Source organism: Coralloluteibacterium thermophilum (assembly GCF_042654365.1).
Taxonomy (GTDB): Bacteria; Pseudomonadota; Gammaproteobacteria; order Xanthomonadales; family Xanthomonadaceae; genus Coralloluteibacterium; species Coralloluteibacterium thermophilum.
On record NZ_JBHSGG010000003.1, the window covers coordinates 15,387 to 40,424 of the forward strand.

Here is a 25,038-nt window from a genome sequence, read left to right on the forward strand (position 1 = left end):
ACCGTACTCCGCGGGTTTTTTTGTGCCTGCGCGGTGGCGCGCGGGGTGAAGCATCAGCTCGCGCGTGACGCGCGTCCAGGAGCATCAGCAATGCAAGTCTCGGTCGAAACCGTCGGTAACCACGAGCGTCGCCTCACCGTCAGCCTGCCCGGCGACCGCCTGCAGTCGCAGATCGGCTCGCGCCTGCGCGAGCTGTCGCGCTCGGTGCGCATCAAGGGCTTCCGTCCCGGCAAGGTGCCGGCCAAGGTGATCGAGCAGCGCTACGGCGAGCAGGTACGCGCGGAAGCGCTGGGCGAGCTGGTGCGCTCCACGCTCAATGCCGCCATCGACCAGGAGAAGCTGCGCCCGGCCGCCGCGCCGCGCATCGAGTCCGCGGGCGAGGAGGGCGACGAGGTCCGCGTGGTCGCGACCTTCGAGGTGATCCCGGAGCTGGGCACCATCGACGTCAGCGGCCTGGCCATCACCCGGCCGGTCGCCGAGGTCACCGACGCCGATGTCGACCGCATGATCGAGACCCTGCGCCTGCAGCGGCGGACCTGGGAGCCGGTGGAGCGCGCCGCGCAGGACGGCGACCTCGTCCAGCTGGAGAGCAGCGCGCAGGCCGGCGACGTCCGCCTGCCGGCCGAGGGCGCCGAGCGCGGCACCACCATCCTGGGCTCCGGCGTGCTGCTGCCTGCCATGGAAGCCGCGCTCAAGGACCTGAAGGCCGGCGACGAGGCCGACGTCGAGGTCGAGTTCCCTGCCGACTGGCGCGTGCAGGCCCTGGCCGGCAAGACCGCCACCGTGCACGTGAAGGTCGAGAGCGTGTCCGCTCCGCAGCTCCCCGAGGTCGACGAGGCCTTCATCCGCAGCTTCGGCATCAAGTCGGGCGACATCGAGCAGTTCCGCAAGGACGTGCGCGGCAACCTCGAGCGCGAGCTCAAGGGCGCGCTGATGAACCGCCTGCGCGCCGAGGTCGTCGAGAAGCTGGTCGCCGCCTACGCGTCCACCGAGTTCCCGCCGCGCCTGATCGAGGCCGAGGCCCGCGCCATGTCGCGCCAGGCCGAGCAGCAGTCCGCGCAGCAGGGCCGCCCGGGCGAGAAGATCGCCCACGAGAACTTCCTGCCCGCCGCCTCGCGCCGCGTCGCCGCCGGCCTGCTGCTGGGCGAGATCGCGCGCCAGAACGAGCTTCGCCTGGATCCCAAGCGCGTCAGCGAGACCCTGGCCCTCATCGCCTCGACCTACGAGGAGCCGGAGCAGGTCGTTGAACTTTACCGGCAGGATCCCAATCTGATGTCCAGCCTGCAGACGCGGGTGATGGAGGAGCAGGTCATCGATTGGGTGGCCAGCCACGCCGACGTCACCGAGCAGACGCTGAGCTTCGACGAGCTGATGCGTCCGGCCTGAGCCGGACGCGGGAGTGGCGGCGCCGTGGGCGCCGCCGCACGATCAGGTCAACCGCACACGAGGATCGAGTCGCACCATGATTAGCCCGAAGGCATTGAACCTGGTCCCCATCGTCGTCGAGCAGACCAGCCGCGGCGAGCGGTCGTACGACATCTACTCGCGCCTGCTCAAGGAACGCATCATCTTCCTGGTGGGGCCGATCGACGACCATGTGGCCAACGTGGTCATCGCGCAGATGCTGTTCCTCGAGGCCGACAATCCGGACAAGGACATCAGCCTCTACATCAACTCGCCGGGCGGCGTGGTCACCGCGGGTCTCGCGATCTACGACACCATGCAGTTCATCAAGCCCGACGTCAGCACCATGTGCGTCGGCCAGGCGGCCAGCGCCGGTTCGCTGCTGCTCATGGCGGGCGCGAAGGGCAAGCGCTTCGCGCTGCCGAACTCGCGCGTGATGATCCACCAGCCCTCCGGCGGCGCGCACGGCCAGGCGACGGACATCGAGATCCACGCCCGCGAGATCCTCTATCTCCGCCAGCGCCTCAACCAGATCTACGCCGACCACACCGGGCAGCCGCTCGAACAGATCGAGCGCGACATGGAGCGCGACCGCTTCCTGAGCGCCGAGGGCGCACGCGAGTACGGCCTGATCGACCAGGTCATCGACCGCCGCACCGAATCGAGCGTCCAGCCGTCCTGATGCCTGCCGATAACCGCTTCATGAACCCCCGGCTGACCGGTCCGGGGGCAAGTGCTACTCTCCAGACCGACTCATTCCAGCGGGGCTACGGGCGATGACCGACGAGCGCCAAGGCCGTTCCAGTGACAGCGGCAAGATCCTGTACTGCTCCTTCTGCGGAAAGAGCCAGCACGAGGTCCGCAAGCTGATCGCGGGCCCGAGCGTGTTCATCTGCGATGAGTGCGTCGAGCTCTGCAACGACATCATCCGCGAGGAACTCGAGGAGAAGGCGCAGGCCGCGCGCAGCCATCTGCCGAAGCCGCGCGAGATCATGGACGTGCTCGATCAGTACGTCGTCGGCCAGAACCGCGCCAAGAAGACGCTGTCGGTGGCGGTCTACAACCACTACAAGCGCATCGAGAGCCGTCAGAAGAACGACGAGATCGAGCTGGCGAAGTCCAACATCCTGCTGATCGGGCCCACCGGCTCGGGCAAGACGCTGCTGGCCGAGACGCTGGCGCGCCTGCTCAACGTGCCCTTCACGATCGCGGACGCCACGACGCTCACCGAGGCCGGCTACGTCGGCGAGGACGTCGAGAACATCATCCAGAAGCTCCTTCAGAAGTGCGACTACGACGTCGAGAAGGCGCAGACGGGCATCGTCTACATCGACGAGATCGACAAGATCTCGCGCAAGAGCGAGAACCCGTCGATCACGCGGGACGTCTCCGGCGAGGGCGTGCAGCAGGCCCTGCTCAAGCTGATCGAGGGCACCGTCGCCTCGGTGCCGCCGCAGGGCGGCCGCAAGCATCCGCAGCAGGAGTTCCTGCAGGTCGACACCAAGAACATCCTCTTCATCTGCGGCGGCGCGTTCGCCGGGCTGGACAAGATCATCCAGCAGCGCAGCACCGAGGCCGGCGGCATCGGCTTCGGCGCCCAGGTCAAGAGCAAGAGCCGCAAGGCCGACATCGGCAAGCTGCTCGCCGACGCCGAGCCCGAGGACCTGATCAAGTTCGGCCTGATCCCCGAGTTCGTCGGCCGCCTGCCGGTGGTCGCGACGCTCGAGGAACTGGACGAGAAGGCGCTGGTCAAGATCCTTCTCGAGCCCAAGAACGCCGTCACCAAGCAGTTCAAGAAGCTGTTCGAGATGGAGGGCGTCGAGCTCGAGATCCGGCCCGACGCGCTCTCGGCGATCGCCCGCAAGGCCCTCAAGCGCAAGACCGGTGCCCGCGGCCTGCGCACCATCATCGAGTCCGTGCTGCTCGACACCATGTACGAGCTGCCCTCCACCGAGGGCGTGAGCAAGGTGGTGGTGGACGAGTCGGTCATCGAACAGCGCGCCGAGCCCTACCTGATCTACTCGACCCCGGCGCAGCAGCCGCGGGCGGCCTCGGAATAGGGCGACCGCCCGCTCCGGTCCAGCGAGAGAGCCGCCTCCGGGGCGGCTTTTTCGTATCCGCCGCCGGCTGCGGCGTTGGCCGCGGTTCACCCGCAAGTCGTTGATCCGAAAGACGCCTTGCCTGCCGTCCCGGGCTGGCGCAGGCTGGATCTTGCATGGTGCCGGTGCGACCCCATCTCAGCGGGCGTGGCGCCGTGCGCCAGGGCCCGGCCGGGCACGTCGAGGGCGTGCCGCTCCGGCTCTCCTCCAGGAGTTCGAATGTCCGAGAACACTTCCACCATCCTCGACCTGCCGGTCCTGCCGCTGCGCGACGTGGTGGTCTACCCGCACATGGTCATTCCGCTGTTCGTGGGGCGCGAGCGCTCGATCAAGGCGCTCGAGCTCGCGATGGAAGGCGACAAGCAGATCCTGCTGGTCGCCCAGCAGAGTCCCGACATCGACGATCCCCAGGCCGCCGACCTGTTCCGGGTCGGTACGCTGGCCCAGGTGCTCCAGCTGCTCAAGCTGCCCGACGGCACCATCAAGGTGCTGGTCGAGGGCTCGGAGCGCGTGGCGCTGAGCGGCTTCGGCGACCGCGACGGTGCGCTCACCGCCACCGGCCAGGTGGTCGAGTCGAACTACGAGCGCGACGAGCGCGAGCTGGACGTGACCGTCCGCTCGCTGCTGTCGCTGTTCGAGCAGTACGTCAAGATGAACCGCAAGCTGCCGCCGGAACTCCTGGCGACGCTGTCGGGCATCGACGACCCGAGCCGTCTCGCCGACACCATCGCCGCGCACCTGGCCATCCGGCTGCCGGACAAGCAGACCCTGCTCGAGAAGCTCGACGTGGGCGCGCGCCTGGAGATGCTGATCGGTTTCGTCGACGGCGAGATCGACGTCCAGCAGCTCGAGAAGCGCATCCGCGGCCGCGTGAAGTCGCAGATGGAGAAGTCGCAGCGCGAGTACTACCTCAACGAGCAGATGAAGGCGATCCAGAAGGAGCTCGGCGAGCTCGAGGACGCCCCCAACGAGATCGAGGAACTCGCGCGCAAGATCGCCGCGTCCGGCATGCCCAAGGACGTCGAGACCAAGGCCAAGTCGGAGCTCAACAAGCTCAAGCAGATGTCGCCGATGTCGGCCGAGGCCACCGTCGTGCGCAACTACATCGACTGGCTGGTCGGCGTGCCGTGGAAGAAGCGCTCCAAGGTGCGCCGCGACCTCGCGGCCGCGCAGGAAGTGCTGGACGCCGACCACTATGGCCTGGAGAAGGTCAAGGACCGCATCCTCGAGTACCTCGCGGTGCAGTCGCGCGTGCGCCAGATGAAGGGCCCGATCCTGTGCCTGGTCGGCCCGCCGGGCGTGGGCAAGACCTCGCTCGGGCAGTCCATCGCCAAGGCGACGAACCGCAAGTTCGTGCGGATGTCGCTCGGCGGCGTGCGCGACGAGGCCGAGATCCGCGGCCACCGCCGGACCTACATCGGCTCGATGCCCGGCCGGCTGGTGCAGAACCTCAACAAGGTCGGCTCGAAGAACGCGCTGTTCATGCTCGACGAGATCGACAAGATGGCCATGGACTTCCGCGGCGATCCGGCGTCGGCGCTGCTCGAGGTCCTCGACCCGGAGCAGAACAACAGCTTCAACGACCACTACCTTGAGGTGGACCTCGATCTCTCCGAGATCATGTTCATCGCGACGGCGAACTCGCTGAACATCCCGGGCCCGCTGCTGGACCGCATGGAGGTCATCCGCATCCCCGGGTACACCGAGGACGAGAAGCTCAACATCGCCACCCGCTACCTGGTCCCCAAGCAGATCAAGGCCAACGGCCTGAAGCCGGAGGAGATCAGGATCGCCGAGAGCGCGCTGCGCGACATCGTGCGCTACTACACGCGCGAGTCGGGCGTGCGCAACCTGGAGCGCGAGATTTCCAAGATCTGCCGCAAGGTCGTCAAGGAGCTGGCGCTGGCCGGCGCCGAGGCGATGCAGAAGAAGAAGGCCAAGGGCAAGGCCGGCGCGGTGCAGGTGAGCTCCAAGAACCTCGACAAGTACCTGGGCGTGCGCCGCTTCGACTTCGGGCGCGCCGAGCAGGAGAACGAGATCGGCCAGGTGACCGGCCTGGCGTGGACCGAGGTCGGCGGAGACCTGCTGCAGATCGAGGCCACCCTCGTTCCGGGCAAGGGCAACCTGATCGTCACCGGCCACCTCGGCGACGTGATGAAGGAGTCGGTGTCGGCGGCCCTGTCGGTGGTGCGCTCGCGCGCGGCGCGGCTCGGACTGGACGTGGACTTCCATCGCAACAACGACACCCACGTGCACGTTCCCGAGGGGGCGACGCCGAAGGACGGCCCCAGCGCCGGCATCGGCATGGTGACCGCCCTGGTCTCGGTGCTGTCGAAGGTGCCGGTACGCGCGGACGTGGCGATGACCGGCGAGATCACCCTGCGAGGCCGCGTGCTGCCCATCGGCGGGCTCAAGGAGAAGCTCCTGGCCGCGCTGCGCGGCGGCATCCGCACGGTGATCATCCCCGAGGAGAACCGCAAGGACCTCGCCGACATCCCGAAGAACGTGACCGAGGGGCTCGAGATCGTTCCGGTGAAGTGGATCGACGAGGTGCTGGACATCGCGCTCGAGCGTCCGCTGCAGCCGGTCGAGGGCGGCGGGACCGAGGGCGCGTCGAGCGGCTCGGGCGAAGGCAAGCCGCGCGATCCGCAGGGTGAGACGCGTCCGCACTGAAGGCCACTTGCGCACGCGCGAGAAAAACCGTAGACACCCCGGAAACCGCGCTACGGCGCGGTTTTTCGGTTGCGCCCCCCTGGTGCCACTGCTATAAATCGCCGCAATCGCGGAGCCTGTCCGGCGCCGCGATTCCAGTCGATCGGGCCACCCGTGGGGAAACGCTTACAGGGGGGCGCCCGGTTCAAAACACCAATGCGGGTCATCTCGCGCAGGGAGTCCAAAAGAATGAACAAGTCCGAGCTCATCGAAGCCATCGCCGGTGCTGCAGACCTTTCGAAGGCCGACGCCGGCCGCGCGGTCGATGCGTTTGTCGCCACCGTGACCAAGGCCCTCAAGAAGAAGGAGTCGGTCACCCTCGTCGGCTTCGGCACCTTCGAGGTGCGTTCGCGCGGTGCGCGCGTCGGCCGCAACCCGCAGACGGGCGAGACCATCAAGATCAAGGCTTCGAAGAATCCGGCGTTCAAGGCTGGCAAAGCGCTGAAGGACGCTGTAAACTGATCAACTCGCTCAGGGCGCTTAGCTCAGCGGTAGAGCGTCGCCCTTACAAGGCGAGGGTCGGGGGTTCGAAACCCTCAGCGCCCACCAGATGCAGCAAGCGCCGGCCCCGTGCCGGCGTGCAACACCAAGCGCGGAGTGGTAGTTCAGTCGGTTAGAATACCGGCCTGTCACGCCGGGGGTCGCGGGTTCGAGTCCCGTCCACTCCGCCACCTACAAAGAGGACGCCTTCGCTGGCGTCCTTTTTTTCGAGAGAAGGCGATCGCCGGCGACGGCATCGCAGGCAGGACCGGAGGCGCCGCGGCGTCCCGGGAGCGGTACAGCGCGGAGTGGTAGTTCAGTCGGTTAGAATACCGGCCTGTCACGCCGGGGGTCGCGGGTTCGAGTCCCGTCCACTCCGCCATCTTCGAAGGACGCCCCCTGGGGCGTCCTTTTTCTTTGGTGCGATCCGGCGACGGCCGGAGCTGCGGAACACGTGGCATCGACGGTAGACTTGCTGGTTCCGTCCGTCGCTCGGCACCGTAGCCAATGCTGCAGAAACTCCGCGAGAAGACCACCGGCTGGATCGCCGTCGTCATCATCGGTCTCCTGGCCATTCCCTTCGTCTTCGTGGGCGTCGAGCGTTACGCCGCCGACGACATGGGCACGCACGTCGCCCGCATCGAGTCGCCCCCGACGTGGTGGCCCTCGGCGCCGCACGCATGGCCCGTGCGCATGCTCTGGGATCGCCACGAGATCACCCAGCAGCAGTTCCAGGAGCGCTTCCAGCTCTACCGCCAGCAGGTGCGCGAGCAGCTCGGCGAGCAGTTCGACGCCCGGGACTTCGACACGCCCGAGACCCGCCGCCAGATGGTGGACCGCCTGGTCGACGAGGAGCTCCTGCGCCTGGAGGCCCTGCGCGGCGGCATGCAGGCGACCGACGTCATGGTGTTCGAGCAGATCGCCAGCGAGCCGGCGTTCCAGGTCGACGGCCAGTTCGACCGCGAGCGCTACCGCATGACCCTGCTGGGCGCCGGCCTCACGCCGCTGGGTTATCAGCAGAGCGTGCGCAACGACCTGCAGGTGCGCCTGCTGCCCACCGAGATCACCGAGAGCACCGTGGTCGCCGACGCCGAGGTGCGCGAGTTCCTCCGCCTGAGCGGGCAGACCCGCGACCTGCGCTGGCTCGAGGTGCCCGCCGCCGAGGACGTCGCCGAGCCCGACGCCGCCACGCTGGAAGCCTTCCACCGCGACCACGCCGCGGCCTACCGCCAGCCGGAGCAGGTCGCGCTGGAGTACGTCGAGATCACCCCGGAGATGCTGCCCGAGGTGGGCGAGCCGAGCGAGGCGGCGCTGCGCCGCCTGTACGAGGAGCAGTCCAACCGCTTCACGCAGGCCGACCAGCGCCTGGCGTCGCACATCCTCGTCGCGGTCGCGCCCGATGCCGACGAGGCGGCCGTGCAGGCGGCGCGGGAGCGCGCGGAGGACATCGCCGCGCAGGCCCGTGCCGAAGGGGCGGATTTCGCCGCCCTGGCACGCGAGGCGTCCGAGGACCTGGGTTCGCGCGCGGCCGGCGGCGACCTCGGCTGGCTGGAGCCGGGCGTGGCCGACGGCGCCTTCGAGCAGGCGCTGTACACGCTGGAGCCGGGCGAGGTGAGCGATCCGGTGCGCACCGGCGAGGGCTGGCACGTGATCCAGCTGCGCGAGGTGCGCGGCGGGCAGCGCCAGTCGTTCGAGTCGGTCCGCGAGACGCTCGCCTCCGAGTACGTGCGCACCACGCGCGAGCGCGCCTACAGCGAGCTGAGCGGGCGCCTCATCGACCGCGTCTACCAGGATCCGACCGCGCTTGCGCCGGCCGCGGAGGAGCTGGAGCTTCCGCTGCGCACCACCGCGCCGTTCGCGCGCGGCGAGGGCGAGGGCATCGCCGCGCATCCGGAGGTGCAGCGCGCCGCCTTCTCCGAGGCGGGCCTGCGCGGCGAGGTCAGCGACGCCATCGAGCTCGGCGCCAACCATCTCGTGCTGGTGCGGGTGCGCGAGCACCGTCCGGCCGAGCCCCTGCCGCTGGAGTCGATCCGCGAGCGCGTCGTCGCCGACTACCTCCGCGAGCAGCGGGCCGAGGCGGCGCGCGTGCGCGCCGAGGCGCTGCTGGCGCGCGTGCGCGCGGGCGAGACCCTGGATGCCCTCGCCGAAGCCGAAACGCTGGCCCTGCGCTCGGCCGCGGGCGTCGTGCGCAACGCCCAGGCGCCGGCACCCGAACTCGTGGCGGAAGCCTTCCGCCTGCCGCACCCGCAGGACGGCGTGCCCGCCTACGGCATCGCCCGGGTCGGCGAGAACTACGTGGTGCTGGCGGTGGATGCGGTGGCCGAGGGCGACACCGCCCTGCTGACCGGGCCGCTGCACGGCATGATGCGCAACCAGCTCGCGCAGCTCTACGCCTCGGTCGAGATGCGCGACTACATCGACGCGCTGCGCCGCCAGTACCGCATCACGGTCATGGAGGACCGCCTGCGCTGAGGGCGTTCGTTCCCGGCGTGACGGAGCGGCGACGGGAGACCGTCGCCGTTTCCGTATCCGGGGGGCGGATCGGACAGGGGCCGGAAACGAAAACGGCGACGGGGATGAGCCGTCGCCGTGCCGGTGCTCCGGGATTGTCGCGGGTCAGTCGTTGCCGATGCCCGTCATGCCCAGGATGTTGTAGCCGCAGTCCACGTAGGTGACCTCGCCGGTGACGCCGGCGGCCAGGTCCGAGCACAGGAAGGCGCCGACGTTGCCGACGTCCTCGATGGTGACGTTGCGGCGCAGCGGCGCGGTCTCGGCGACGTGGGTGAGCATCTTGCGCAGGCTGGCCACGCCCGAGGCGGCAAGGGTCTTGATCGGGCCGGCCGAGATCGCGTTGACGCGCGTGCCCTCGGGGCCGAGGTTCATCGCCAGGTAGCGCACGTTGGCCTCGAGGCTCGCCTTGGCCAGGCCCATGACGTTGTAGCTCGCCAGCGCGCGCTCCGCGCCCAGGTAGGAGAGGGTCAGGATGGCGCCGTTGCGGCCGCGCATCATCGGGCGCGCGGCCTTGGCGAGGGCGGCCAGGCTGTAGCTCGAGATGTCGTGCGCGATGCGGAAGTTCTCGCGCGTGAGGTTGTCGAGGAAGGCGCCCTCCAGCGCCTCGCGCGGCGCGAAGCCGACCGAGTGCACGAGGATGTCGAAGCCGTCCCAGCGCTTGCCCAGCTCGGCGAAGACGTTCTCGATCTGCGCGTCGTCGCCGACGTCCAGGGGCAGCACGATGTCCGATCCGGCCTGCGCGGCCGCGTCTTCCACGCGCGACTTGAGCTTCTCGGTCTGGTAGGTGAAGGCGAGTTCGGCGCCCTCGCGGTGCATCGCCTCGGCGATGCCGCTGGCGATCGAACGCTGGCTGGCGATGCCCACGATCAGGGCGCGCTTGCCACTCAGAAAACCCATTGCAACCTCCGGATACGGCGGCCGGCGGACCGGCGCGAAAACGCTAGTGTGCCCAGCGGTCCGGGACGTGTCATCAATGCGCCGGCGTCCGGACCTACGGCGGAGCGTCTACTGCGGCGCCAGGCGGATCTCCTGGCCGGGCCGTAGGATGGACGCCTGCGTGAGCTGGTTCCAGCGCAGCAGGTCGGCCACCCGCAGGCCGTGGCTGCGGGCGATGGCGGACAGCGTGTCGCCGCGCTTGACCGTGTAGGCTGCGCCGGCGGTCGCCGTGGCCGCGGCGCCGGGCTCCGCCGGGGTCGGCCGCGTGGCGGCGACGCGGGCGCCTGGATCCAGGTCGGCCAGTGCGGCCCAGCGCGGCTGGGTCCGCTCGGGCACCAGCAGTACGTGCGGCGCGTCGGCGCTGACCCGCGTGCCGGTGTAGGCGGGATTGAGCCGGCGCAGTTCCTCGACCGGCATCTCCAGTACGTCGGCGACGGCGCCCAGGTCCTGCGCCCCGCCGGCCAGCGAGATGCGTCGCAGCGGATCCACCACGGTGTCCCGCGGCAGGCGCAGGCCGTGGCGCTCCGGGTGCGCGAGCAGGCAGCTCAGCGCGCGGAGCTTGTCGATGTAGGCGTAGGTGTGGCTGGCAAGGCCGGCCGGCTTGCGACGCTCGCCGTGGACGCGGCCGTCGCCCGCCGCCAGCGCGCGGCGCATGCGTCCCTCGCCCGCGTTGTAGGCCATGGCGGTCGCGCGCCAGTCCCCGAACTCCGCATGCAGGGCATCGAGGTAGGACAGCGCCGCATGGGTGGCGTCGATGGGCGAGTAGCGCCCGTCGTAGCCCGGCATGATGGCGATGCCGTGGTTGCGCGCGGTCCCCGGGATCATCTGCCACAGCCCGCCGGGCGCGTTGCTGCCGCCGGCACCGACCGCGTCCGGCCGGTACCAGCTCTCGACCAGCGGGATCAGGGCGAACTCGCCGGGGAGGTCGGTGTTCTCGACCTCCTCGAGCACGTAGTTGAGCAGCGGCAGGATGGCCTCGACCCGCTGGCTGAAGCGCGCGGGATGACCCGCGTAGCGCCTGCGCCAGGTCTCGTTGTGGCTGCCGCGCACGCAGGCCGGGGTGCTGAGGCGGGCGGTGAGGCGGTCGAGCACCTCGCCGCCGGTGACGGGCTCGGCCTCGCTCACCCGCAGCACCGGCACCCTGGGCGGGCGCGGCGGTGCGGACGGACGCGCGACCACGCGCAGGGAGGCCACCTCGGATGGCTCCTCGGCCGCCGGTGCGCCGCCACGGGGGGGCGTCTGGCAGGCGGCCAGCGCCAGTGCGATCGCCCCGACGAGCGCGAAGCGGCGCGGCCTCCTCCAGCTCATGCGCGGAAGCCGTCCTTCCAGGCGCGCAGCGCCGCGAAGCGCTCGGCGCGACCGGCCGGGGCCTGGCCGAGGTGGCGGGCGAGGGCGGCGATCACGGCAGGTGCGTCCACGCGCAGGAACGGATTGCAGGCGCGCTCGTCCGCGAGCCGGGTCGGCAGGGTGGGCAGGCCCCGCGCGCGCTGCGCATCGACCTGCGCGGCGCGTTCTGCCAGTCGCGGATTGTCGGGATCGACGGCACGGGCGAAGACGGCATTGCTCTGCGTGTACTCGTGCGCGGCGCAGACCGCGGTGTGGTCGGGGAGGGCGGCGAGGCGATCCAGCGAGGCCAGCATCTGCGGCGCCGAACCTTCGAACAGGCGGCCGCAACCCAGACTGAACAGGGTGTCCCCGCAGAACAGCACGCCCGGCGCGTGGTAGGCGACGTGGCTGCGCGTGTGGCCCGGCACCTCGATGACCTCGAAGGCGACGTCGGGCGCGTCGAAGGCGGCCCGGTCGCCGGCGCCGACGCGGCGGCTGGCGCGGGGGATGCGCGGGTCGTGCGGCGCGACGCAGGGAACATCGAAGCGCTCCAGCAACGCCTCCACGCCGCCGATGTGGTCGCCATGGTGGTGGGTCAGCAGGATGCCCCGCGGCCGCAGCCCCTCGTCGGCGACCGCACGCAGCACCGGCGCGGCCTCGCCCGGGTCGACCACGAGCGCGTCGCCGGCGGGCGAGACCAGCAGCCAGATGTAGTTGTCGTCGAGCGCGGGAAGGGGGCGCAGGGACCAGGAAGGCATGACCTGAGGCCTCGATTGGCGCAAAATCGCGACCATGCGCGCGCCCCGTTCCAGACGTCAACCCGTGCCGTCCGGCGGGGCGTGGTTCCAGCAGCCGGACTCGCTGCGGCTGATCGGCGCCATCCAGCGCGACGTGGCCGCCCACCTGCCGCCGGCCGTCGGCCCCGCGGCCCTGGTGCTGCGCGCCTGCGCGGGGCTCGCGCCGCCGCCGCTCGGCCCCGGCATGCGCCGCGTGCTGTCGCTGGTGCGCGGGGCCTGTGGCTTCGAGGGCGACGTGCGCTGCGCGGAGCACGCGCTGCCGCTCGAGTCCGGCAGCATCTCCCTGCTCTACGCGGCCCACGTCCTCGAGACCGCGACCGACCCCGCGGCCCTGCTGGCGGAGTTCCGGCGCGTGCTGCGACCGGAGGGCCTCGCCCTCATCGTGGCGCTCAATCCCTGGAGCGCCACGCGGCTGCGCTGGCAGCGGCAGGTGCCAGCGGCGCTCGCGCCCGGCGCCCTGGCGCGGATGGCCGACCACGCGGGGCTGCGCCTCGAGGCGCGGCACTACGTGGGACCCTACTGGCGCGCCGACGAGCGCTGGCGCGAGGCGCCCGAGCAGGGCGCCCTGCGTCCGCTGCGCGCCGCCTACCTGATCCAGGCCCGGAGCCGCGAGCCCGGCCTCATCGCAGCGCGACGCGTGCCGACCCGGCGCCTTCGCGCGGAGCTTCGTCCCGGATGACCAACGCTGCACCTTCCCTCACTCCCGTCGAGGTCTTCACCGACGGCGCCTGCCTCGGCAACCCCGGACCCGGCGGATGGGGCGCGCTGCTGCGCGCCGGCGGCCACGAGCGCGAGCTGGCCGGCGGCGAGCCGCACACCACCAACAACCGCATGGAGATGATGGCGGCGGTCGCCGCGCTGGAGGCGCTGACCCGGCCGTGCTCGGTCGATCTCCACACCGACTCGCGCTACCTGCAGCAGGGCTTCTCGCAGTGGCTGCCGGGCTGGCGCCGGCGCGGCTGGAAGACTGCCGGCGGCGAACCGGTGAAGAACCAGGACCTGTGGCAGCGCCTCGACGCCGCCGCGGCGCGGCACGAGATCCGCTGGCACTGGGTGCGCGGCCACGCCGGGCACGCGGAGAATGAGCGGGTGGACGCCATCGCCAGCGCGCAGGCGCGCCTGCAGGCGGTCGCGGCGCGCGGGGGGGCGGTCGGCGCATGAGGCAGGTCATCCTCGATACCGAGACCACCGGCCTGTCCACCCAGACCGGCAACCGCATCGTCGAGATCGGCGCGGTCGAGCTGATCGAGCGCCGGCCCAGCGGGCGGCGCTTCCACAAGTACCTCAACCCGGATCGCGAGTTCGAGGCCGGGGCGCAGGAAGTGACCGGCCTCACCCTGGAGTTCCTGGCCGACAAGCCGCGCTTCGGCGAGATCGTCGACGAGTTCCTCGCGTTCATCGACGGGTCCGAGCTGGTCATCCACAACGCCGCGTTCGACGTCGGCTTCCTCGACTACGAGCTGTCCCTGCTGGGACCCCAGTACGGCCGCATCGCCGACCGTGCGCAGGTCTGCGACTCCCTCGCGCTGGCGCGCGAGCGCTATCCCGGGCAGCGCAATTCGCTGGACGCGCTGTGCAAGCGGCTCGGCGTGGACAACGCGCACCGCAAGCTCCACGGCGCGCTGCTCGACGCCCAGCTGCTGGCCGAGGTCTACCTGGGCCTGACCTCGGGGCAGGACGACCTCGGCTTCGGCGACCTCGACGCCGGGCAGGCCGCGGCGGCGGTGCACGCGCTGCGGCCGGCCGTGCTCGATGCGCCGCGCCGGGTGCTGCGCGCATCGGCCGAGGAACTGCAGGCGCACGAGGCGCGCCTGGCCGCGATCGCCAAGACCGCGGGCAAGGCGGGTCGGGCCCTGCTGTGGCCGGCGGACGAGGCGGTCGAGGAGGTCGCGCCCGCCTGAGCGACGCCTCAGCGGCGGCGCACGAGGACGATGGTGATGTTGTCCGAGCCGCCGGCGTCGAGCGCGGCGGCGAGCAGGTGCTCCACGCACTCCTGCGCGGAAAGCTCGGTGCGCGCGACGATGCGCGCGATGCTGGCGTCGTCCACGTCCTCGGTGAGGCCGTCGCTGCACAGCAGCAGCTGCATGCCCGGCCGGAGCTCGCCCGAGACCGGATCGAGCTGCAGCGCCTCGGCCGCGGTGACGCCGAGCGCCTGGGTGACCACGTTGCGCTGCGGGTGGCTGCGCGCCTGTTCGGCGCTGATGCTGCCCTGGTCGATCAGGCTCTGGACGTAGCTGTGGTCCTGGGTGAGCTGGCACAGCCGCTCGCCGGTCCACAGATAGACCCGGCTGTCGCCGACCCAGACGGTCTCGAAGCGGTTGCCCACGATGCGCACCGCGGCGACCGTGGTGCCCATCGGCAGCGCCTGCGCGCGCGCGCGCGAATGCGCCAGGATCTCCTCGTCGGCACGGCGGATCGCATCGGCCAGGCCGGCACCGGCACGCACCTCGCGCACCACCGCCTCGCGCGCCATGGCGCTGGCGATCTCGCCGGACTCGTGGCCGCCCATGCCGTCGGCGACCAGCCACAGGCCGAGTTCGATGTCGCCGTAGTAGGTGTCCTCGTTCAGGTCGCGGCGGAGGCCCACGTGGCTCAGGTGCCCGAATTCGATCATGTGCGCTGCTTGCTCTCTGGGCGCGTGTGGCACCGGCCGGGGATCATGCTCGGCCGCGAGACGCCGCTGCAAGCCGCGGTGCGACCTCCCGCGGACGCTTGCCGCGGCGGGCGCCGGCCGCGTATCATTTCCGGCCCGCCGGCTCGCGTCGGCGGTGCGATCACTGGAGAGGTGGCAGAGTGGTCGAATGCGCCGGATTCGAAATCCGGTTTACGGTTATGCCGTAACGTGGGTTCGAATCCCACCCTCTCCGCCAGTGATCGAAGAACCCCGCTCCGGCGGGGTTTTTTCGTTTCCGGTCCCGGAGCGTGGCATGCGTCGGCCCTGCGGTACGGCCTAAACTAGCCGGCCCCGTCTGTGGTGCCTGCCATGTCCGAGATTTCCGTACCCGTTTCCTTCGGCGAGCTGCTCGACAAGATCGCGATCCTGCAGATCAAGTCCGAGCGCATCCGCGACGAGGCCAAGCTCGCCAACGTGCGTGCCGAGCTGGCGGCGCTGGAGAACACCTGGATGGCGCATCCGGCCGCGGGCCACGACATCGCCGCCCTGCGCGCCCAGCTCAAGGCGGTGAACGAGCGCCTGTGGGTCATCGAGGACGAGATCCGGCTGAAGGAGAAGGCGCAGGCCTTCGACGAGGAGTTCGTCCGCCTCGCGCGCAGCGTCTACATCGAGAACGACGAGCGCGCCCGGATCAAGAAGGACATCAATCTCGCCCTGGGCTCGACCTACGTCGAGGAGAAGTCCTACGAGGACTACCGGGCGAGCGCGGAGTGAGACATGGGGAGCGGGAAACGAGGGAAAGCCGTCGTTCCGCACCCGTTCCTCACTTCTCTCCGCTCGCTTCTCGATCCGACACGAAGCGCTCGAAGGCGGCCACGGCGTCGTCCACGGTGACCAGGTCCATCACCCCCGGGCGCTCGATCTTCGTGCCCCATGCGATCTCGGCGGCGGGACGGCCGAGGAAACGGCGCGCGGCGTCGTCGTAGCGGTCGACGCAGAAGCGGCGGTCGCTGTACGGGCCGCTGCGGGCCGGGTTGCTCGCGGCGTGCAGGCCCAGTACGGCCGTGCCCATGGCGTTGGCGATGTGCATCGGGCCGGAATCCGGCGTCATCACCAGCGCCGCGCGCTCGAGCAGGGCGGGCAGCTGCTTCAGCGTGTCCTTGCCGATCAGGTCGAGCGCCGGCGTCTTCATTGCGGCGAGGATGGCGTCGCCGGTGCGGCGTTCCAGTTCGCTGCGCCCGCCGCACAGCACGACGCGGTAGCCGTGCGCGCGCGCGGCATGGTCGGCGACCGCGGCGTAGCGCTCCGCACGCCAGTTGCGCAGCGTGTGGCTGGAGCAGGGCGAGATCAGCAGCCAGGGCGCATCGCCCGCGAGCTGCGTCGCGGCCCACTCGCGCGCGGCGTCGGGCACCGGCAGGTCCCAGCGCACCTCGGTCTGGCGCAGGCCGAGCGGCTCGGCGAAGCTGCCGATGGCGTCCAGCACGTGTTCGCCGCTGCGTGCGGGGATGCGCTCGCGCACGAACAGGCCGTGCAGGTCCTTGGCGCGGGCGCGGTCGTAGCCGATGCGGCGGCGGGCCGGGATCGCGGCGGACAGCAGGTTCGCGCGCAGGGCCACCTGCATCTGCAGCAGGGCGTCGAAGCGCCGCCCGGCCAGCCGCTGCCGCAGGGCGCGCACGCCCGACCAGCCGCTGCGCTTGTCGTAGACCACCAGCTCCACGCCCTCCAGTCCGTCGAGGAGCTTCGCTTCGCCCGCGCCGAGGATCCAGGTCAGGTGCGTCTCCGGCCAGGCGCGTCGCAGCGTGCGCACGAGCGGCACGACGTGGGTCACATCCCCGAGGGCGGAGAGTCGGAGCAGGCAGAGCGCCGTGGGCGCAGGCGGTGGGGAGGCGTCGGTCATCGGGGCGTTCGCGGGCCACCGGGAAACCGGCGCCATGAAATCGGAGGGCACACTCTCTAGACTGCAGCGGGATGAGCGTGGACTTCGCCACCGAGGGCCTGCAGCCGTTCCGCGCGGAGCGCGGATACGGCGCGATTCTGTTCGACCCTGCACGCGTGCGGCAACCCGCGGGGGAACTGTTCGATCCCGCCCACTGGGGCGAGCGCGCCGAGCCGGTCGGCGTCCGCGGCGGCCGCGGTTCGGCGTGGTTCCTGCACGACGCCGGGCTGGGCGAGGCCGTGCTGCGGCATTACCGGCGCGGCGGCCTGCCGGCGCGCCTGGTCGCCGACCGCTACTGGTGGCACGGGGCGAACCGGACCCGCAGCTTCCTCGAATTCCGTCTGCTCGCCGAGCTGCGCAGGCTGCGCCTGCCGGTCCCCGCGCCCCTGGCGGCCGGCTACGTGCGCAGCGGCGCCAGCTATCGCGCCGACATCATCGTGGAGCGGATTCCCGGGACGCGCTCGCTCGCGGAGCGCCAGCACGATGCGGACGCCGCGCTGTGGGCGCGGGTCGGCGGCACCCTCGCGCGCTTCCATCGCGCGGGCGTGGACCATGCCGACCTCAACGCCAGCAACATCCTGGTCGACGCGGCCGGCGAGGTCTGGCTCATCGACTTCGACCGCGGCCGCCGGCGCCCGCCGGCCAGCGGCTGGCGCGAGCGCAACCTGCGCCGCCTGCGCCGCTCGCTGCTCAAGCTCCGCGGCACCCGTGCGGTGGCCGACGTCGAGCGCGACTACCGCCAACTGCACGCCGCGTACTCGCGTGCCTGGGCGCGGAGCCTGTGAGCGCCGCACCGGACGTCCCGGGACGCTGGGCGCTGCGCTTCCTCGGCGTTGGCAACGCCGGCGCCGCGCCCGCGCTCGGTTCGGCCAGCGCGCTGATCGAGCGCGACGGCGTCCCGCAGCTCATGATCGACTGCGGCGAGTACGCGCTGGACGCCTGGCTCGCGCGGCATGCGGGGCCGCCGCCGGCGCTGTTCGTCACCCACCTGCACATGGACCACGTCGGCGGGCTGGAGCGCCTGTTCACCCTGACCTGGTTCGGCGGCGACGCGCGCCCCCTGCTGTACGTGCCGGCGGCGCTCCTGCCGCACATGCAGGCGCGCGTCGCCGACTATCCCGGGATCCTCGCCGAGGGCGGGGTCAACTTCTGGGAGGCGTTCCGGCTGATCCCGGTGAGCCGCGGCTTCTGGCACGGCGGGCTGTGGTACGACGTGTTCCCGGTGCGCCACCACCGGCCCGACACCGCCTTCGGCCTGCGCCTGCGCGGCAGCGTGGTGTGGACCGGGGACACCCGGCCGATCCCGGAGATGCTGGCGGTGCAGGCCGAGGCCGGCGAGCTGATCGCGCACGACTGCGGCCTGGTGGGCAATCCCTCCCACACGGGCGTGGACGATCTCGAACGCGAATACCCCGACACGCTGCGTTCGCGCATGGTGCTCTATCACTACGGCAGTCCCGAGGACGCCGCGGCCATCGCCGCGCGCGGGCATCGGGTGGCGCGGCCGGGGGAGATCTATCCGCTGGGCCCGCCGCAACCTGTGGAGACCCAGGGATGAGCAGCCGCAGCGCGGCCCGGAACGATGCACGCACCGCCGTCCTCGACCGCCGCGCCCGACCGCTGCGCGACCTGCGCATCTCGGTCATCGACGCCTGCAACTTCCGTTGTCCCTACTGCATGCCGGCCGAGCGCGTGCCCGAGCGGCACGGCACCGACGCCGGCGCGCGCCTGTCGTTCGACGAGATCGAGCGCGCGGCGCGCGGCTTCGTGCGCGCCGGCGTCGGCAAGCTGCGCCTGACCGGCGGCGAGCCCCTGCTGCGCAGGAACCTGCCCGACCTGGTGGCGCGGCTGTCGGCGCTGCCCGGCGTCGAGGATCTCGCCCTGACCACCAACGGCGCGCTGCTCGACCGCCAGGCCAGGGCGCTGCGCGAGGCGGGACTGCACCGGCTCACCGTCAGCCTGGACTCGCTGGATCCCGCGCGCTTTGCGGCCATGAGCGGCGGCCGCGGCGCGCTGCGCGACGTGCTGCGCGGTATCGCGGCGGCCGAGGAGGCCGGCTTCCGCCGGATCAAGTTCAACGTCGTGGTCCGGCGCGGCGTCAACGAGGACGACGCGCTGGCCATCGCCGCGCACTTCCGCGGCAGTTCGCACGTGGTGCGCTTCATCGAATACATGGACGTGGGCACCTGCAACGAGTGGCGGCGCGAGGAGGTCGTGCCCTCGCGCGAACTGCGCGACCGCATCCATGCGCGCTGGCCGCTGCGCGCCGTCGACCGCAGTTACCGCGGCGAGGTCGCCGAGCGCCACGTCTACGCGGACGGCGAGGGCGAGGTCGGCTTCGTCAGCGCGGTCACCGCGCCCTTCTGCGGCGACTGCCACCGCGCGCGCCTGTCCGCCGACGGGCAGCTCTACACTTGCCTGTTCGCCTCGCGCGGACATGCGCTGCGGCCCTTCCTGCAGGGCGACGATGCCGCCCTGGACGCGCGCATCGCCGCGGTCTGGGCGGCGCGCACGGACCGCTACAGCGAACTGCGCGGCCGCGGCGCGGGCGCCCGCCCGATCGAGATGTTCCTCATCGGCGGATGACTCCACGTGGCCGTCGCCTGCGGCATTGCTAGGCTTGGCGGCCGCACCACCCGACAGCGCCATGCCAGAGCACGCATCCCTCACCCACGTCGACGCCCAGGGCCGTCCGGCCATGGTCGATGTCGGCGACAAGGCCGTCACCCGCCGCGAGGCCTCGGCGCACTGCCGTGTGCGCTTTCCCGCCGAGGTCGCCGCGCGGCTGCGCGCGGAAGGCCTGCGCACGGCCAAGGGCGCGGTCGTGGATGCCGCGATCATCGCCGGCACCATGGCGGTCAAGCGCACGCACGAGCTGATCCCGTTCTGCCATCCGCTGCCCATCGAGGGCTGCCGCATCGGGATCGACTGGGACGACGAGACCGCGCTCGGTATCGTGTGCAGCGTGCGCACCACGCACCGCACCGGCGTCGAGATGGAGGCGCTCACCGGCGCCACCGTCGCCGCGCTCACCATCTACGACATGTGCAAGGCGCTGTCGCACGCCATCGAGATCGGCCCGGCCGCCCTGACCGGCAAGCGCGGCGGCAAGCGCGACGTCGGGGCGCCGGCATGACCGCGCTGCGCGTCCTCTACTTCGCCAGCCTGCGCGACGCGGCGGGCGCGCCCGAGGAGACGGTCGAGACCGCCGCGCCGGACCTGGCGGCGCTCTACGCCGAGCTGCAGGCGCGGCACGGCTTCGCGCTGCCGCGCGCGCGCCTGCGGGTGGCGGTGGACGGCGCCTTCGCGCAGTGGGAGGAGGCGCCGCGCGCCGGCACCGAGGTGGCATTCATTCCGCCGGTCTCGGGGGGCTGACGGTGTCGGGGTTCGCGCTGGCGTCCGTCCCCTTCGACATCGCGCCGCTGCGCGCGGCGCTGCTGCACGACGCCGCCGGCGCCTATGCCAGCTTCGAGGGATGGGTGCGGGACCACAACGAGGGCCGCGCGGTCCGCGGGCTGTACTACGAGGCCTACGCTGCGCTCGCCGAGCGCGAGGGCGCCGCCATCGTCGCCGAGGCCCTGGCCCGCTTCGACATCGTCGCCGCGCACTGCGTGCACCGCACCGGCGAACTCGCCATCGGCGACCTCGCGGTCTGGGTCGGCGTCAGCGCCGGCCACCGCGGCCCCGCCTTCGAGGCCTGCCGCTGGATCATCGACGCCATCAAGGCACGCGTGCCGATCTGGAAGCGCGAGCGTTACGTGGAGGGCGGAGAGGGGTGGTTGCATCCGCTTCAGGAGAAGCGGGAATAGGGCATGGGGAAGAGGGAAGGGCGGGGGCTGGACGCCCCGCAGCAGTGCGCTTTCGGTGGCGCGCCAGGAGCGTCGGGCGAGGAACACCACGGCAGTACACGCGCGGCTTCACTTCCCGCTTCCCGATTTCCTCTTCCCGGCTCCAGAAGGCGGCAGCCCCCGCCGGCTGACCCCGGCACCCGAATCGGCCGATACCGTTGCTCCCTTCCGGGCCTGGCGGGGTTTTCGGCCTATCGTCGCGAGGACCGACGGGGGCCACCATGGGAACTGGCGGCGCGATGATGTGGCGGAGAGGGCGGGATTCGAACCCGCGAAACGGGGTTTAGCCGTTTACACACTTTCCAGGCGTGCTCCTTCAACCACTCGGACACCTCTCCGCGAGGTAGCGCCTGATCTCCCCTGCGGACAGGGGCGCGAAAGTGTACCGGTGCGCACCTGCGGCCACAAGCGGCGGGGGCTTCGCTTGGCCGGGGGGAGGGGGCTTGGCACAATGCCGGAATGTCCTACCTCGTCCTCGCCCGCAAGTGGCGCCCCAGGCGCTTCGCCGAACTCGTGGGCCAGGAGCACGTGGTGCGCGCGCTCTCCAACGCGCTCGACACCGGCCGCGTGCACCATGCCTTCCTGTTCACCGGCACGCGCGGCGTGGGCAAGACCACCATCGCGCGCATCTTCGCCAAGTCGCTCAACTGCGAGAGCGGAGTCAGCGCCGAACCCTGCGGCGAGTGCGCGATCTGCCAGGCGGTCGACGCCGGGCGCTTCGTTGACCTGCTCGAGATCGACGCCGCCTCCAACACCGGCGTGGACGACGTCCGCGAGGTGATCGAGAACGCGCAGTACGCGCCCACCCGCGGCCGCTACAAGGTGTACCTCGTCGACGAGGTGCACATGCTGTCCAAGAGCGCCTTCAACGCGCTGCTGAAGACGCTCGAGGAGCCGCCGGAGCACGTCAAGTTCCTGCTGGCGACGACCGACCCGCAGAAGCTGCCGGTGACGGTCCTGTCGCGCTGCCTGCAGTTCAACCTCAAGCGCCTCGACGAGGGCCAGATCCGCGGGCAGATGGAGAAGATCCTCGCCGCCGAGGGCCTGCCCTCCGAGCCGGGCGCGCTGGCGCTGCTGGCCAAGGGCGCCGACGGCAGCCTGCGCGACGGCCTGTCGCTGCTCGACCAGGCCATCGCCTACACCGGCGCCACCCTCGACGAGGCCGGCGTGCGCGCCATGCTCGGCACCGTGGACCACGCTCGGGTGGATGCGCTGCTCGCCGCGCTCGCCGCGGGGGACGGCGCCGGGCTGATGCGCGAGATCGAGACGCTCGCCACCTATTCCCCCGACTTCGGCAGCGTGCTGGAGGAGGTCGCCGCGGCCCTGCACCGCGTGCAGCTCGCGCAGCTGGTGCCGGGCGCCGCCGGCGAGGCCGATCCCGCGCTGGCGTCGGCGGTCTCGCCCGAGACCGTGCAGCTCTGGTACCAGATGGCCGTCAATGGCCGCCGCGACCTTCCGTACGCGCCGAGCCCACGCGCGGGCTTCGAGATGGCGCTGCTGCGCATGCTCGCCTTCCGTCCGCTGGGCGAGGGCGAGGCGCAGGCCCCCGGTCCGGCCCGGGCGGCGGCGCCGCAGGGGGCGCCCGCGCGCAGCGCCGCTCCCGTCGCTGCGCCGGTGTCGGCGCCTCCGGCGTCCGTCGCGCCGGATCGCATCGCCGAACCGGCACCGCCCGCCCCGTCCCCGCGTCCGGCGCCGTCGCCGCAGCCCGCTGCCGCGCGCGGCTGCGCCAGCAACGACGACTGGCTCGACATCCTGGAACGCGCGGAGCTGCGCGGCCCGGCCAAGGTGCTGGCCTCGCACACCCGCTTCCTGTCGCTCGAAGGCCGCGCCCTGACCCTGGCGCTCCCCGAGGCCGACGAGCTCCTGCTGAGCGACCGCCTGGTCGCGCAGCTCGCCGATGCCGTCGCCTCGGCCTTCGGCGGGACGCCGCAGATCCGCTTCGAGATCACCCGCGACGCCGAGCCGCAGGGCGAGACCATGCACCTGCGCGCCGAGCGCCGTGCGAGCGAGCGCCAGCAGCAGGCGGAACAGGCCTTCCTCGACGAGCCGGCCGTACAGCATTTCGTGCAGCAGTACGGGGCGACGGTCGTTCCCGGCTCGATCGCCCCCGTCGCCCCTTCGAACCAGAACGAGAACCGATCATGAAAGGCAACATCGCCCAGCTGATGCAGCAGGCCCAGAAGATGCAGGAGAACCTCAAGCGTGCGCAGGAGGAGCTCGGCAACCTGGAAGTGACCGGCCAGTCCGGCGGCGGCCTGGTGCAGGTCACCCTCACCGGCCGCATGGAGACCCGTCGCGTGCGCATCGACCCGCAGGCGCTGGGCGATGCCGAGATGCTCGAGGACCTGGTCGCCGCCGCGTTCAACGACGCGGTCAACAAGGTCAACGCCGAGAGCCAGTCCCGCATGAGTGCGGCGACCGCCGGGATGCCGATCCCGCCGGGCATGAAGCTGCCGTTCTGATCCACCCGCACGGCCCCGCAGCACGCCGCACGCCCGCTCCCAGGAACGGGCTGGGTGCGTGCGAAGCGCCGCGGGCGCGCCGGGACAGGATGTAGGAGCGGCTTCAGCCGCGACGGTGCGCCCTGGTCCGGTGCGGCGTGGCCGCTTCACGGGTCGCGACGAAGGTCACGCAGACTGCGCCGCCCGTGCCACCTGCTCCGCAGCGCCGACGACCCACGCATCCCATCTCGAAGTGCACCGGACGCCCTGACGTGACCACGCCGCTCCTCGAACAGCTCATCGACGCCCTGCGCTGCCTGCCGGGCGTCGGCCAGAAGTCGGCGCAGCGCATGGCCTACCACCTGCTGGAGCGCGAGCGCGCCGGCGGCCGCCGTCTCGCCGAGCGGCTGGCGGAGGCGATGGAGAAGGTCGGGCACTGCGAGCGCTGCCGCGACTTCAGCGAGACGCCGGTGTGCGCGATCTGCGCGAGTCCCGCGCGAGACACGCGCACGCTGTGCGTGGTCGAGACCCCGGCCGACCGCCTCGCCATCGAGGCCGCCACCGGCTATCGCGGGCTCTACTTCGTGCTGCAGGGCCGGCTGTCGCCGCTCGACGGCATCGGCCCGCGCGAACTCGGACTGGACCGGCTGGCCGAGCGGCTGGCGGCGGGCGAGATCGACGAGCTGATCGTCGCCACCAATCCGACCGTCGAGGGCGAGGCCACCGCGCATTACCTCGCCCAGCTCGCCCGCAGCCACGGCGTACGGCCCAGCCGTCCCGCGCACGGCCTGCCGCTGGGCGGCGAACTGGAATACACCGACCGCGGCACGCTCGCCCATGCCTTCGGCACGCGTGCCGAGATTCAGCGCTGACGCCGCGCCGGCGGCCGTGGCGATGCCCGCCGTGGCCCTGGTCCGGCCGTGATGCAGGCATCGGTGCTCAGCGCGTGGACTCCCGGCGGACGGCCAGGCGCACGCCGACGGCCGCACAGGCGAAGCCCGCGACCTTGGCGGGCGTCAGCGGCTCGCCCAGCAGCAGGTAGCCCATCAGGGCGGTGACCGGCGGCACAAGGAAGAACAGGCTGGCGACCCGGCTCGCCGCGCCGCGGCGGATCAGCAGGAACAGCAGGGCGAAGCCGCCGACCGAGTTCACCAGCACCAGCCAGGCCAGCGGCAGCAGGAAGGCGGCGCCGGGCGTGGCGGCGAAGCCTTCGTGCCACGCGAGCGGCAGCACGACCAGGGCGGCGGCGCCATGCTGCACCGCCAGTCCCACCCGCATGTCGATCGACGAGGCATGGCGCTTCTGGTAGAGCGTCCCGACGGCGATGCCGAGCAGGCTGGCCGCCAGCGCCAGCCACGCCACCGGCGGTGTCGCGCCCTCGAGGCCTTCGCCCACCACCAGCAGGACGCCGGCCAGGCCGATGCCGAGCCCGCACCAGCGCAGGGCGCCGAGGCGCTCCCCGCCGAGGGCCGCGAGCACCGCGACCAGCAGCGGCATGCTGCCGGTGGCCAGGGCGGCCGCGCCCGCGGTGGCGCCGAGCCGCATCCCGAGATACATGCCGCCGAACTGCACCGCGAGCAGCAGCACACCGGCCACCGCGCTGTGCGCCAGCGCCCGCGGCGGGCCCCAGAGGGTGCGCGCGGCGGCCGCGACGGCGGCGAAGACCAGCGCCGCCAGGACCAGGCGCAGCAGCAGCGTGGTCATCGGGCCGGCCTGCGCGATGGCGTGCTTGCCGGCGATGTAGCCCGTGCACCACACCAGCACGAAGGCGATGCCCAGCAGCGCGAGCGGGCGCGTGGCGGAGCCAGCGGGAGGGGCCGGGGAGTCGGGTCGCACGCGCCGTTACGCCGGAGGAGATGCGGTCGATCCTCGCAGGTGGGGCGGCCGCCGGGGATGCGACCAAGGTCGTGGCCGCGCCGCGACGGTTAACCGCC

The 25,038-nt window shown here is 71.8% G+C and carries 25 protein-coding genes, 5 tRNA genes and 1 other RNA gene; 23 read left to right on the forward strand and 8 right to left on the reverse strand.

Translation table 11 applies throughout. The features are described from left to right. Positions 1 to 90: 90 nt before the first annotated feature. The 9 genes from tig to ACFO3Q_RS02425 all read left to right on the forward strand — a co-directional run bounded on the left by tig (position 91) and on the right by ACFO3Q_RS02425 (position 9,167). The gene (gene tig, locus ACFO3Q_RS02385) at positions 91 to 1,386 is read left to right on the forward strand and encodes a trigger factor (protein WP_377003011.1); all 1,296 of its coding nucleotides are present in this window, start codon (positions 91 to 93) and stop codon (positions 1,384 to 1,386) included. 76 nt (positions 1,387 to 1,462) lie between these two features. Further along, positions 1,463 to 2,086, forward strand: coding sequence for an ATP-dependent Clp endopeptidase proteolytic subunit ClpP (gene clpP, locus ACFO3Q_RS02390; protein WP_377003012.1), 624 nt, complete (start codon positions 1,463 to 1,465; stop codon positions 2,084 to 2,086). 94 nt (positions 2,087 to 2,180) lie between these two features. Continuing rightward, positions 2,181 to 3,464 carry an ATP-dependent Clp protease ATP-binding subunit ClpX gene (gene clpX / locus ACFO3Q_RS02395; RefSeq protein WP_377003014.1) on the forward strand — a complete coding sequence of 428 codons (1,284 nt, stop codon included), beginning with the start codon at positions 2,181 to 2,183 and terminating at the stop codon, positions 3,462 to 3,464. Positions 3,465 to 3,722: 258 nt separating this feature from the next. Beyond that, positions 3,723 to 6,176 (forward strand): endopeptidase La, encoded by a 2,454-nt coding sequence (lon, locus tag ACFO3Q_RS02400; RefSeq protein ID WP_377003015.1) that lies wholly within the window; start codon positions 3,723 to 3,725, stop codon positions 6,174 to 6,176. Positions 6,177 to 6,371: 195 nt separating this feature from the next. After that, positions 6,372 to 6,677 carry an HU family DNA-binding protein gene (locus ACFO3Q_RS02405; protein WP_377003016.1) on the forward strand — a complete coding sequence of 102 codons (306 nt, stop codon included), beginning with the start codon at positions 6,372 to 6,374 and terminating at the stop codon, positions 6,675 to 6,677. Between the two features lie 12 nt (positions 6,678 to 6,689). Then, positions 6,690 to 6,764, forward strand: a tRNA-Val gene (locus ACFO3Q_RS02410). Between the two features lie 45 nt (positions 6,765 to 6,809). Next, a tRNA-Asp gene (locus ACFO3Q_RS02415) sits at positions 6,810 to 6,886 on the forward strand. 114 nt (positions 6,887 to 7,000) lie between these two features. After that, positions 7,001 to 7,077 (forward strand) — tRNA-Asp (locus tag ACFO3Q_RS02420). A 125-nt stretch (positions 7,078 to 7,202) separates the two neighbouring features. Then, entirely contained in the window at positions 7,203 to 9,167 is a 1,965-nt protein-coding gene (locus tag ACFO3Q_RS02425) for a SurA N-terminal domain-containing protein (protein ID WP_377003017.1), read from the forward strand. Between the two features lie 144 nt (positions 9,168 to 9,311). Here ACFO3Q_RS02425 and ACFO3Q_RS02430 read toward each other — a convergent pair whose 3' ends face one another. The 3 genes from ACFO3Q_RS02430 to gloB form a co-directional block, all read right to left on the reverse strand. Next, on the reverse strand, positions 9,312 to 10,103 hold the full coding sequence (locus ACFO3Q_RS02430; protein WP_377003019.1) for an enoyl-ACP reductase FabI: 792 nt from the start codon (positions 10,101 to 10,103) through the stop codon (positions 9,312 to 9,314). A gap of 108 nt (positions 10,104 to 10,211) precedes the next feature. Continuing rightward, positions 10,212 to 11,450: a transglycosylase SLT domain-containing protein gene (locus ACFO3Q_RS02435; RefSeq protein WP_377003021.1), complete on the reverse strand. Its 1,239-nt coding sequence runs from the start codon at positions 11,448 to 11,450 to the stop codon at positions 10,212 to 10,214. Beyond that, on the reverse strand, positions 11,447 to 12,226 hold the full coding sequence (gene gloB / locus ACFO3Q_RS02440; RefSeq protein ID WP_377003023.1) for a hydroxyacylglutathione hydrolase: 780 nt from the start codon (positions 12,224 to 12,226) through the stop codon (positions 11,447 to 11,449). The genes ACFO3Q_RS02435 and gloB overlap by 4 nt, the downstream gene beginning before the upstream one ends. Before the next feature lie 34 nt (positions 12,227 to 12,260). On the opposite strand from gloB, the gene ACFO3Q_RS02445 reads away from it, so the two are divergent. The 3 genes from ACFO3Q_RS02445 to dnaQ are packed head-to-tail and all read left to right on the forward strand — an operon-like array spanning position 12,261 to position 14,166. After that, the gene (locus ACFO3Q_RS02445; protein ID WP_377003024.1) at positions 12,261 to 12,944 is read left to right on the forward strand and encodes a methyltransferase domain-containing protein; all 684 of its coding nucleotides are present in this window, start codon (positions 12,261 to 12,263) and stop codon (positions 12,942 to 12,944) included. Beyond that, positions 12,941 to 13,426: a ribonuclease HI gene (gene rnhA, locus ACFO3Q_RS02450; protein WP_377003026.1), complete on the forward strand. Its 486-nt coding sequence runs from the start codon at positions 12,941 to 12,943 to the stop codon at positions 13,424 to 13,426. Before ACFO3Q_RS02445 ends, rnhA begins: the two co-directional genes overlap by 4 nt. Continuing rightward, positions 13,423 to 14,166, forward strand: coding sequence for a DNA polymerase III subunit epsilon (dnaQ, locus tag ACFO3Q_RS02455; RefSeq protein WP_377003027.1), 744 nt, complete (start codon positions 13,423 to 13,425; stop codon positions 14,164 to 14,166). Before rnhA ends, dnaQ begins: the two co-directional genes overlap by 4 nt. Positions 14,167 to 14,174: 8 nt before the next feature. On the opposite strand, the gene ACFO3Q_RS02460 is transcribed toward dnaQ, so the two are convergent. Beyond that, complete coding sequence (locus tag ACFO3Q_RS02460; RefSeq protein WP_377003028.1) at positions 14,175 to 14,879, reverse strand: PP2C family protein-serine/threonine phosphatase; 705 nt, start codon at positions 14,877 to 14,879, stop codon at positions 14,175 to 14,177. A gap of 165 nt (positions 14,880 to 15,044) precedes the next feature. On the opposite strand from ACFO3Q_RS02460, the gene ACFO3Q_RS02465 reads away from it, so the two are divergent. Together ACFO3Q_RS02465 and ACFO3Q_RS02470 are read left to right on the forward strand one after the other, a co-directional pair. Then, positions 15,045 to 15,135, forward strand: a tRNA-Ser gene (locus ACFO3Q_RS02465). A 113-nt stretch (positions 15,136 to 15,248) separates the two neighbouring features. Beyond that, entirely contained in the window at positions 15,249 to 15,653 is a 405-nt protein-coding gene (locus tag ACFO3Q_RS02470; RefSeq protein WP_377003029.1) for a DUF6165 family protein, read from the forward strand. A gap of 49 nt (positions 15,654 to 15,702) precedes the next feature. On the opposite strand, the gene ACFO3Q_RS02475 is transcribed toward ACFO3Q_RS02470, so the two are convergent. Then, positions 15,703 to 16,776 carry a glycosyltransferase family 9 protein gene (locus tag ACFO3Q_RS02475; RefSeq protein ID WP_377003031.1) on the reverse strand — a complete coding sequence of 358 codons (1,074 nt, stop codon included), beginning with the start codon at positions 16,774 to 16,776 and terminating at the stop codon, positions 15,703 to 15,705. Positions 16,777 to 16,847: 71 nt separating this feature from the next. Between ACFO3Q_RS02475 and ACFO3Q_RS02480 the strand changes: the two genes are divergently transcribed. The 6 genes from ACFO3Q_RS02480 (at position 16,848) to ACFO3Q_RS02505 (ending at position 20,624) form a co-directional block, all read left to right on the forward strand. Then, the gene (locus ACFO3Q_RS02480; RefSeq protein ID WP_377003032.1) at positions 16,848 to 17,600 is read left to right on the forward strand and encodes a 3-deoxy-D-manno-octulosonic acid kinase; all 753 of its coding nucleotides are present in this window, start codon (positions 16,848 to 16,850) and stop codon (positions 17,598 to 17,600) included. Continuing rightward, on the forward strand, positions 17,597 to 18,373 hold the full coding sequence (locus ACFO3Q_RS02485; RefSeq protein ID WP_377003033.1) for an MBL fold metallo-hydrolase: 777 nt from the start codon (positions 17,597 to 17,599) through the stop codon (positions 18,371 to 18,373). The genes ACFO3Q_RS02480 and ACFO3Q_RS02485 overlap by 4 nt, the downstream gene beginning before the upstream one ends. After that, entirely contained in the window at positions 18,370 to 19,401 is a 1,032-nt protein-coding gene (gene moaA, locus ACFO3Q_RS02490) for a GTP 3',8-cyclase MoaA (RefSeq protein WP_377003034.1), read from the forward strand. Before ACFO3Q_RS02485 ends, moaA begins: the two co-directional genes overlap by 4 nt. A gap of 61 nt (positions 19,402 to 19,462) precedes the next feature. Continuing rightward, positions 19,463 to 19,951, forward strand: coding sequence for a cyclic pyranopterin monophosphate synthase MoaC (gene moaC, locus ACFO3Q_RS02495; protein WP_377003035.1), 489 nt, complete (start codon positions 19,463 to 19,465; stop codon positions 19,949 to 19,951). Further along, positions 19,948 to 20,190, forward strand: a complete 243-nt coding sequence (gene moaD, locus ACFO3Q_RS02500; protein ID WP_377003037.1) for a molybdopterin converting factor subunit 1 — start codon at positions 19,948 to 19,950, stop codon at positions 20,188 to 20,190. Before moaC ends, moaD begins: the two co-directional genes overlap by 4 nt. Next, positions 20,187 to 20,624, forward strand: coding sequence for a molybdenum cofactor biosynthesis protein MoaE (locus ACFO3Q_RS02505; RefSeq protein WP_377003169.1), 438 nt, complete (start codon positions 20,187 to 20,189; stop codon positions 20,622 to 20,624). Before moaD ends, ACFO3Q_RS02505 begins: the two co-directional genes overlap by 4 nt. A 161-nt stretch (positions 20,625 to 20,785) precedes the next feature. Here ACFO3Q_RS02505 and ffs read toward each other — a convergent pair. Together ffs and ACFO3Q_RS02515 are read right to left on the reverse strand one after the other, a co-directional pair. Then, positions 20,786 to 20,877, reverse strand: an RNA gene (gene ffs, locus ACFO3Q_RS02510) — signal recognition particle sRNA small type. A 31-nt stretch (positions 20,878 to 20,908) separates the two neighbouring features. Beyond that, positions 20,909 to 21,001: transfer RNA gene (locus tag ACFO3Q_RS02515), tRNA-Ser, on the reverse strand. A 121-nt stretch (positions 21,002 to 21,122) separates the two neighbouring features. On the opposite strand from ACFO3Q_RS02515, the gene dnaX reads away from it, so the two are divergent. The 3 genes from dnaX (at position 21,123) to recR (ending at position 23,976) form a co-directional block, all read left to right on the forward strand. Then, a complete protein-coding gene (gene dnaX, locus ACFO3Q_RS02520; protein WP_377003038.1) occupies positions 21,123 to 22,808 on the forward strand; it encodes a DNA polymerase III subunit gamma/tau in 1,686 nt (561 codons plus the stop codon). Next, positions 22,805 to 23,125, forward strand: a complete 321-nt coding sequence (locus ACFO3Q_RS02525) for a YbaB/EbfC family nucleoid-associated protein (protein WP_377003039.1) — start codon at positions 22,805 to 22,807, stop codon at positions 23,123 to 23,125. The genes dnaX and ACFO3Q_RS02525 overlap by 4 nt, the downstream gene beginning before the upstream one ends. A 251-nt stretch (positions 23,126 to 23,376) precedes the next feature. Then, positions 23,377 to 23,976 (forward strand): recombination mediator RecR, encoded by a 600-nt coding sequence (gene recR, locus ACFO3Q_RS02530; protein ID WP_377003040.1) that lies wholly within the window; start codon positions 23,377 to 23,379, stop codon positions 23,974 to 23,976. Between the two features lie 67 nt (positions 23,977 to 24,043). On the opposite strand, the gene ACFO3Q_RS02535 is transcribed toward recR, so the two are convergent. After that, positions 24,044 to 24,940, reverse strand: coding sequence for a DMT family transporter (locus ACFO3Q_RS02535; RefSeq protein ID WP_377003041.1), 897 nt, complete (start codon positions 24,938 to 24,940; stop codon positions 24,044 to 24,046). Positions 24,941 to 25,038 lie beyond the last annotated feature (98 nt).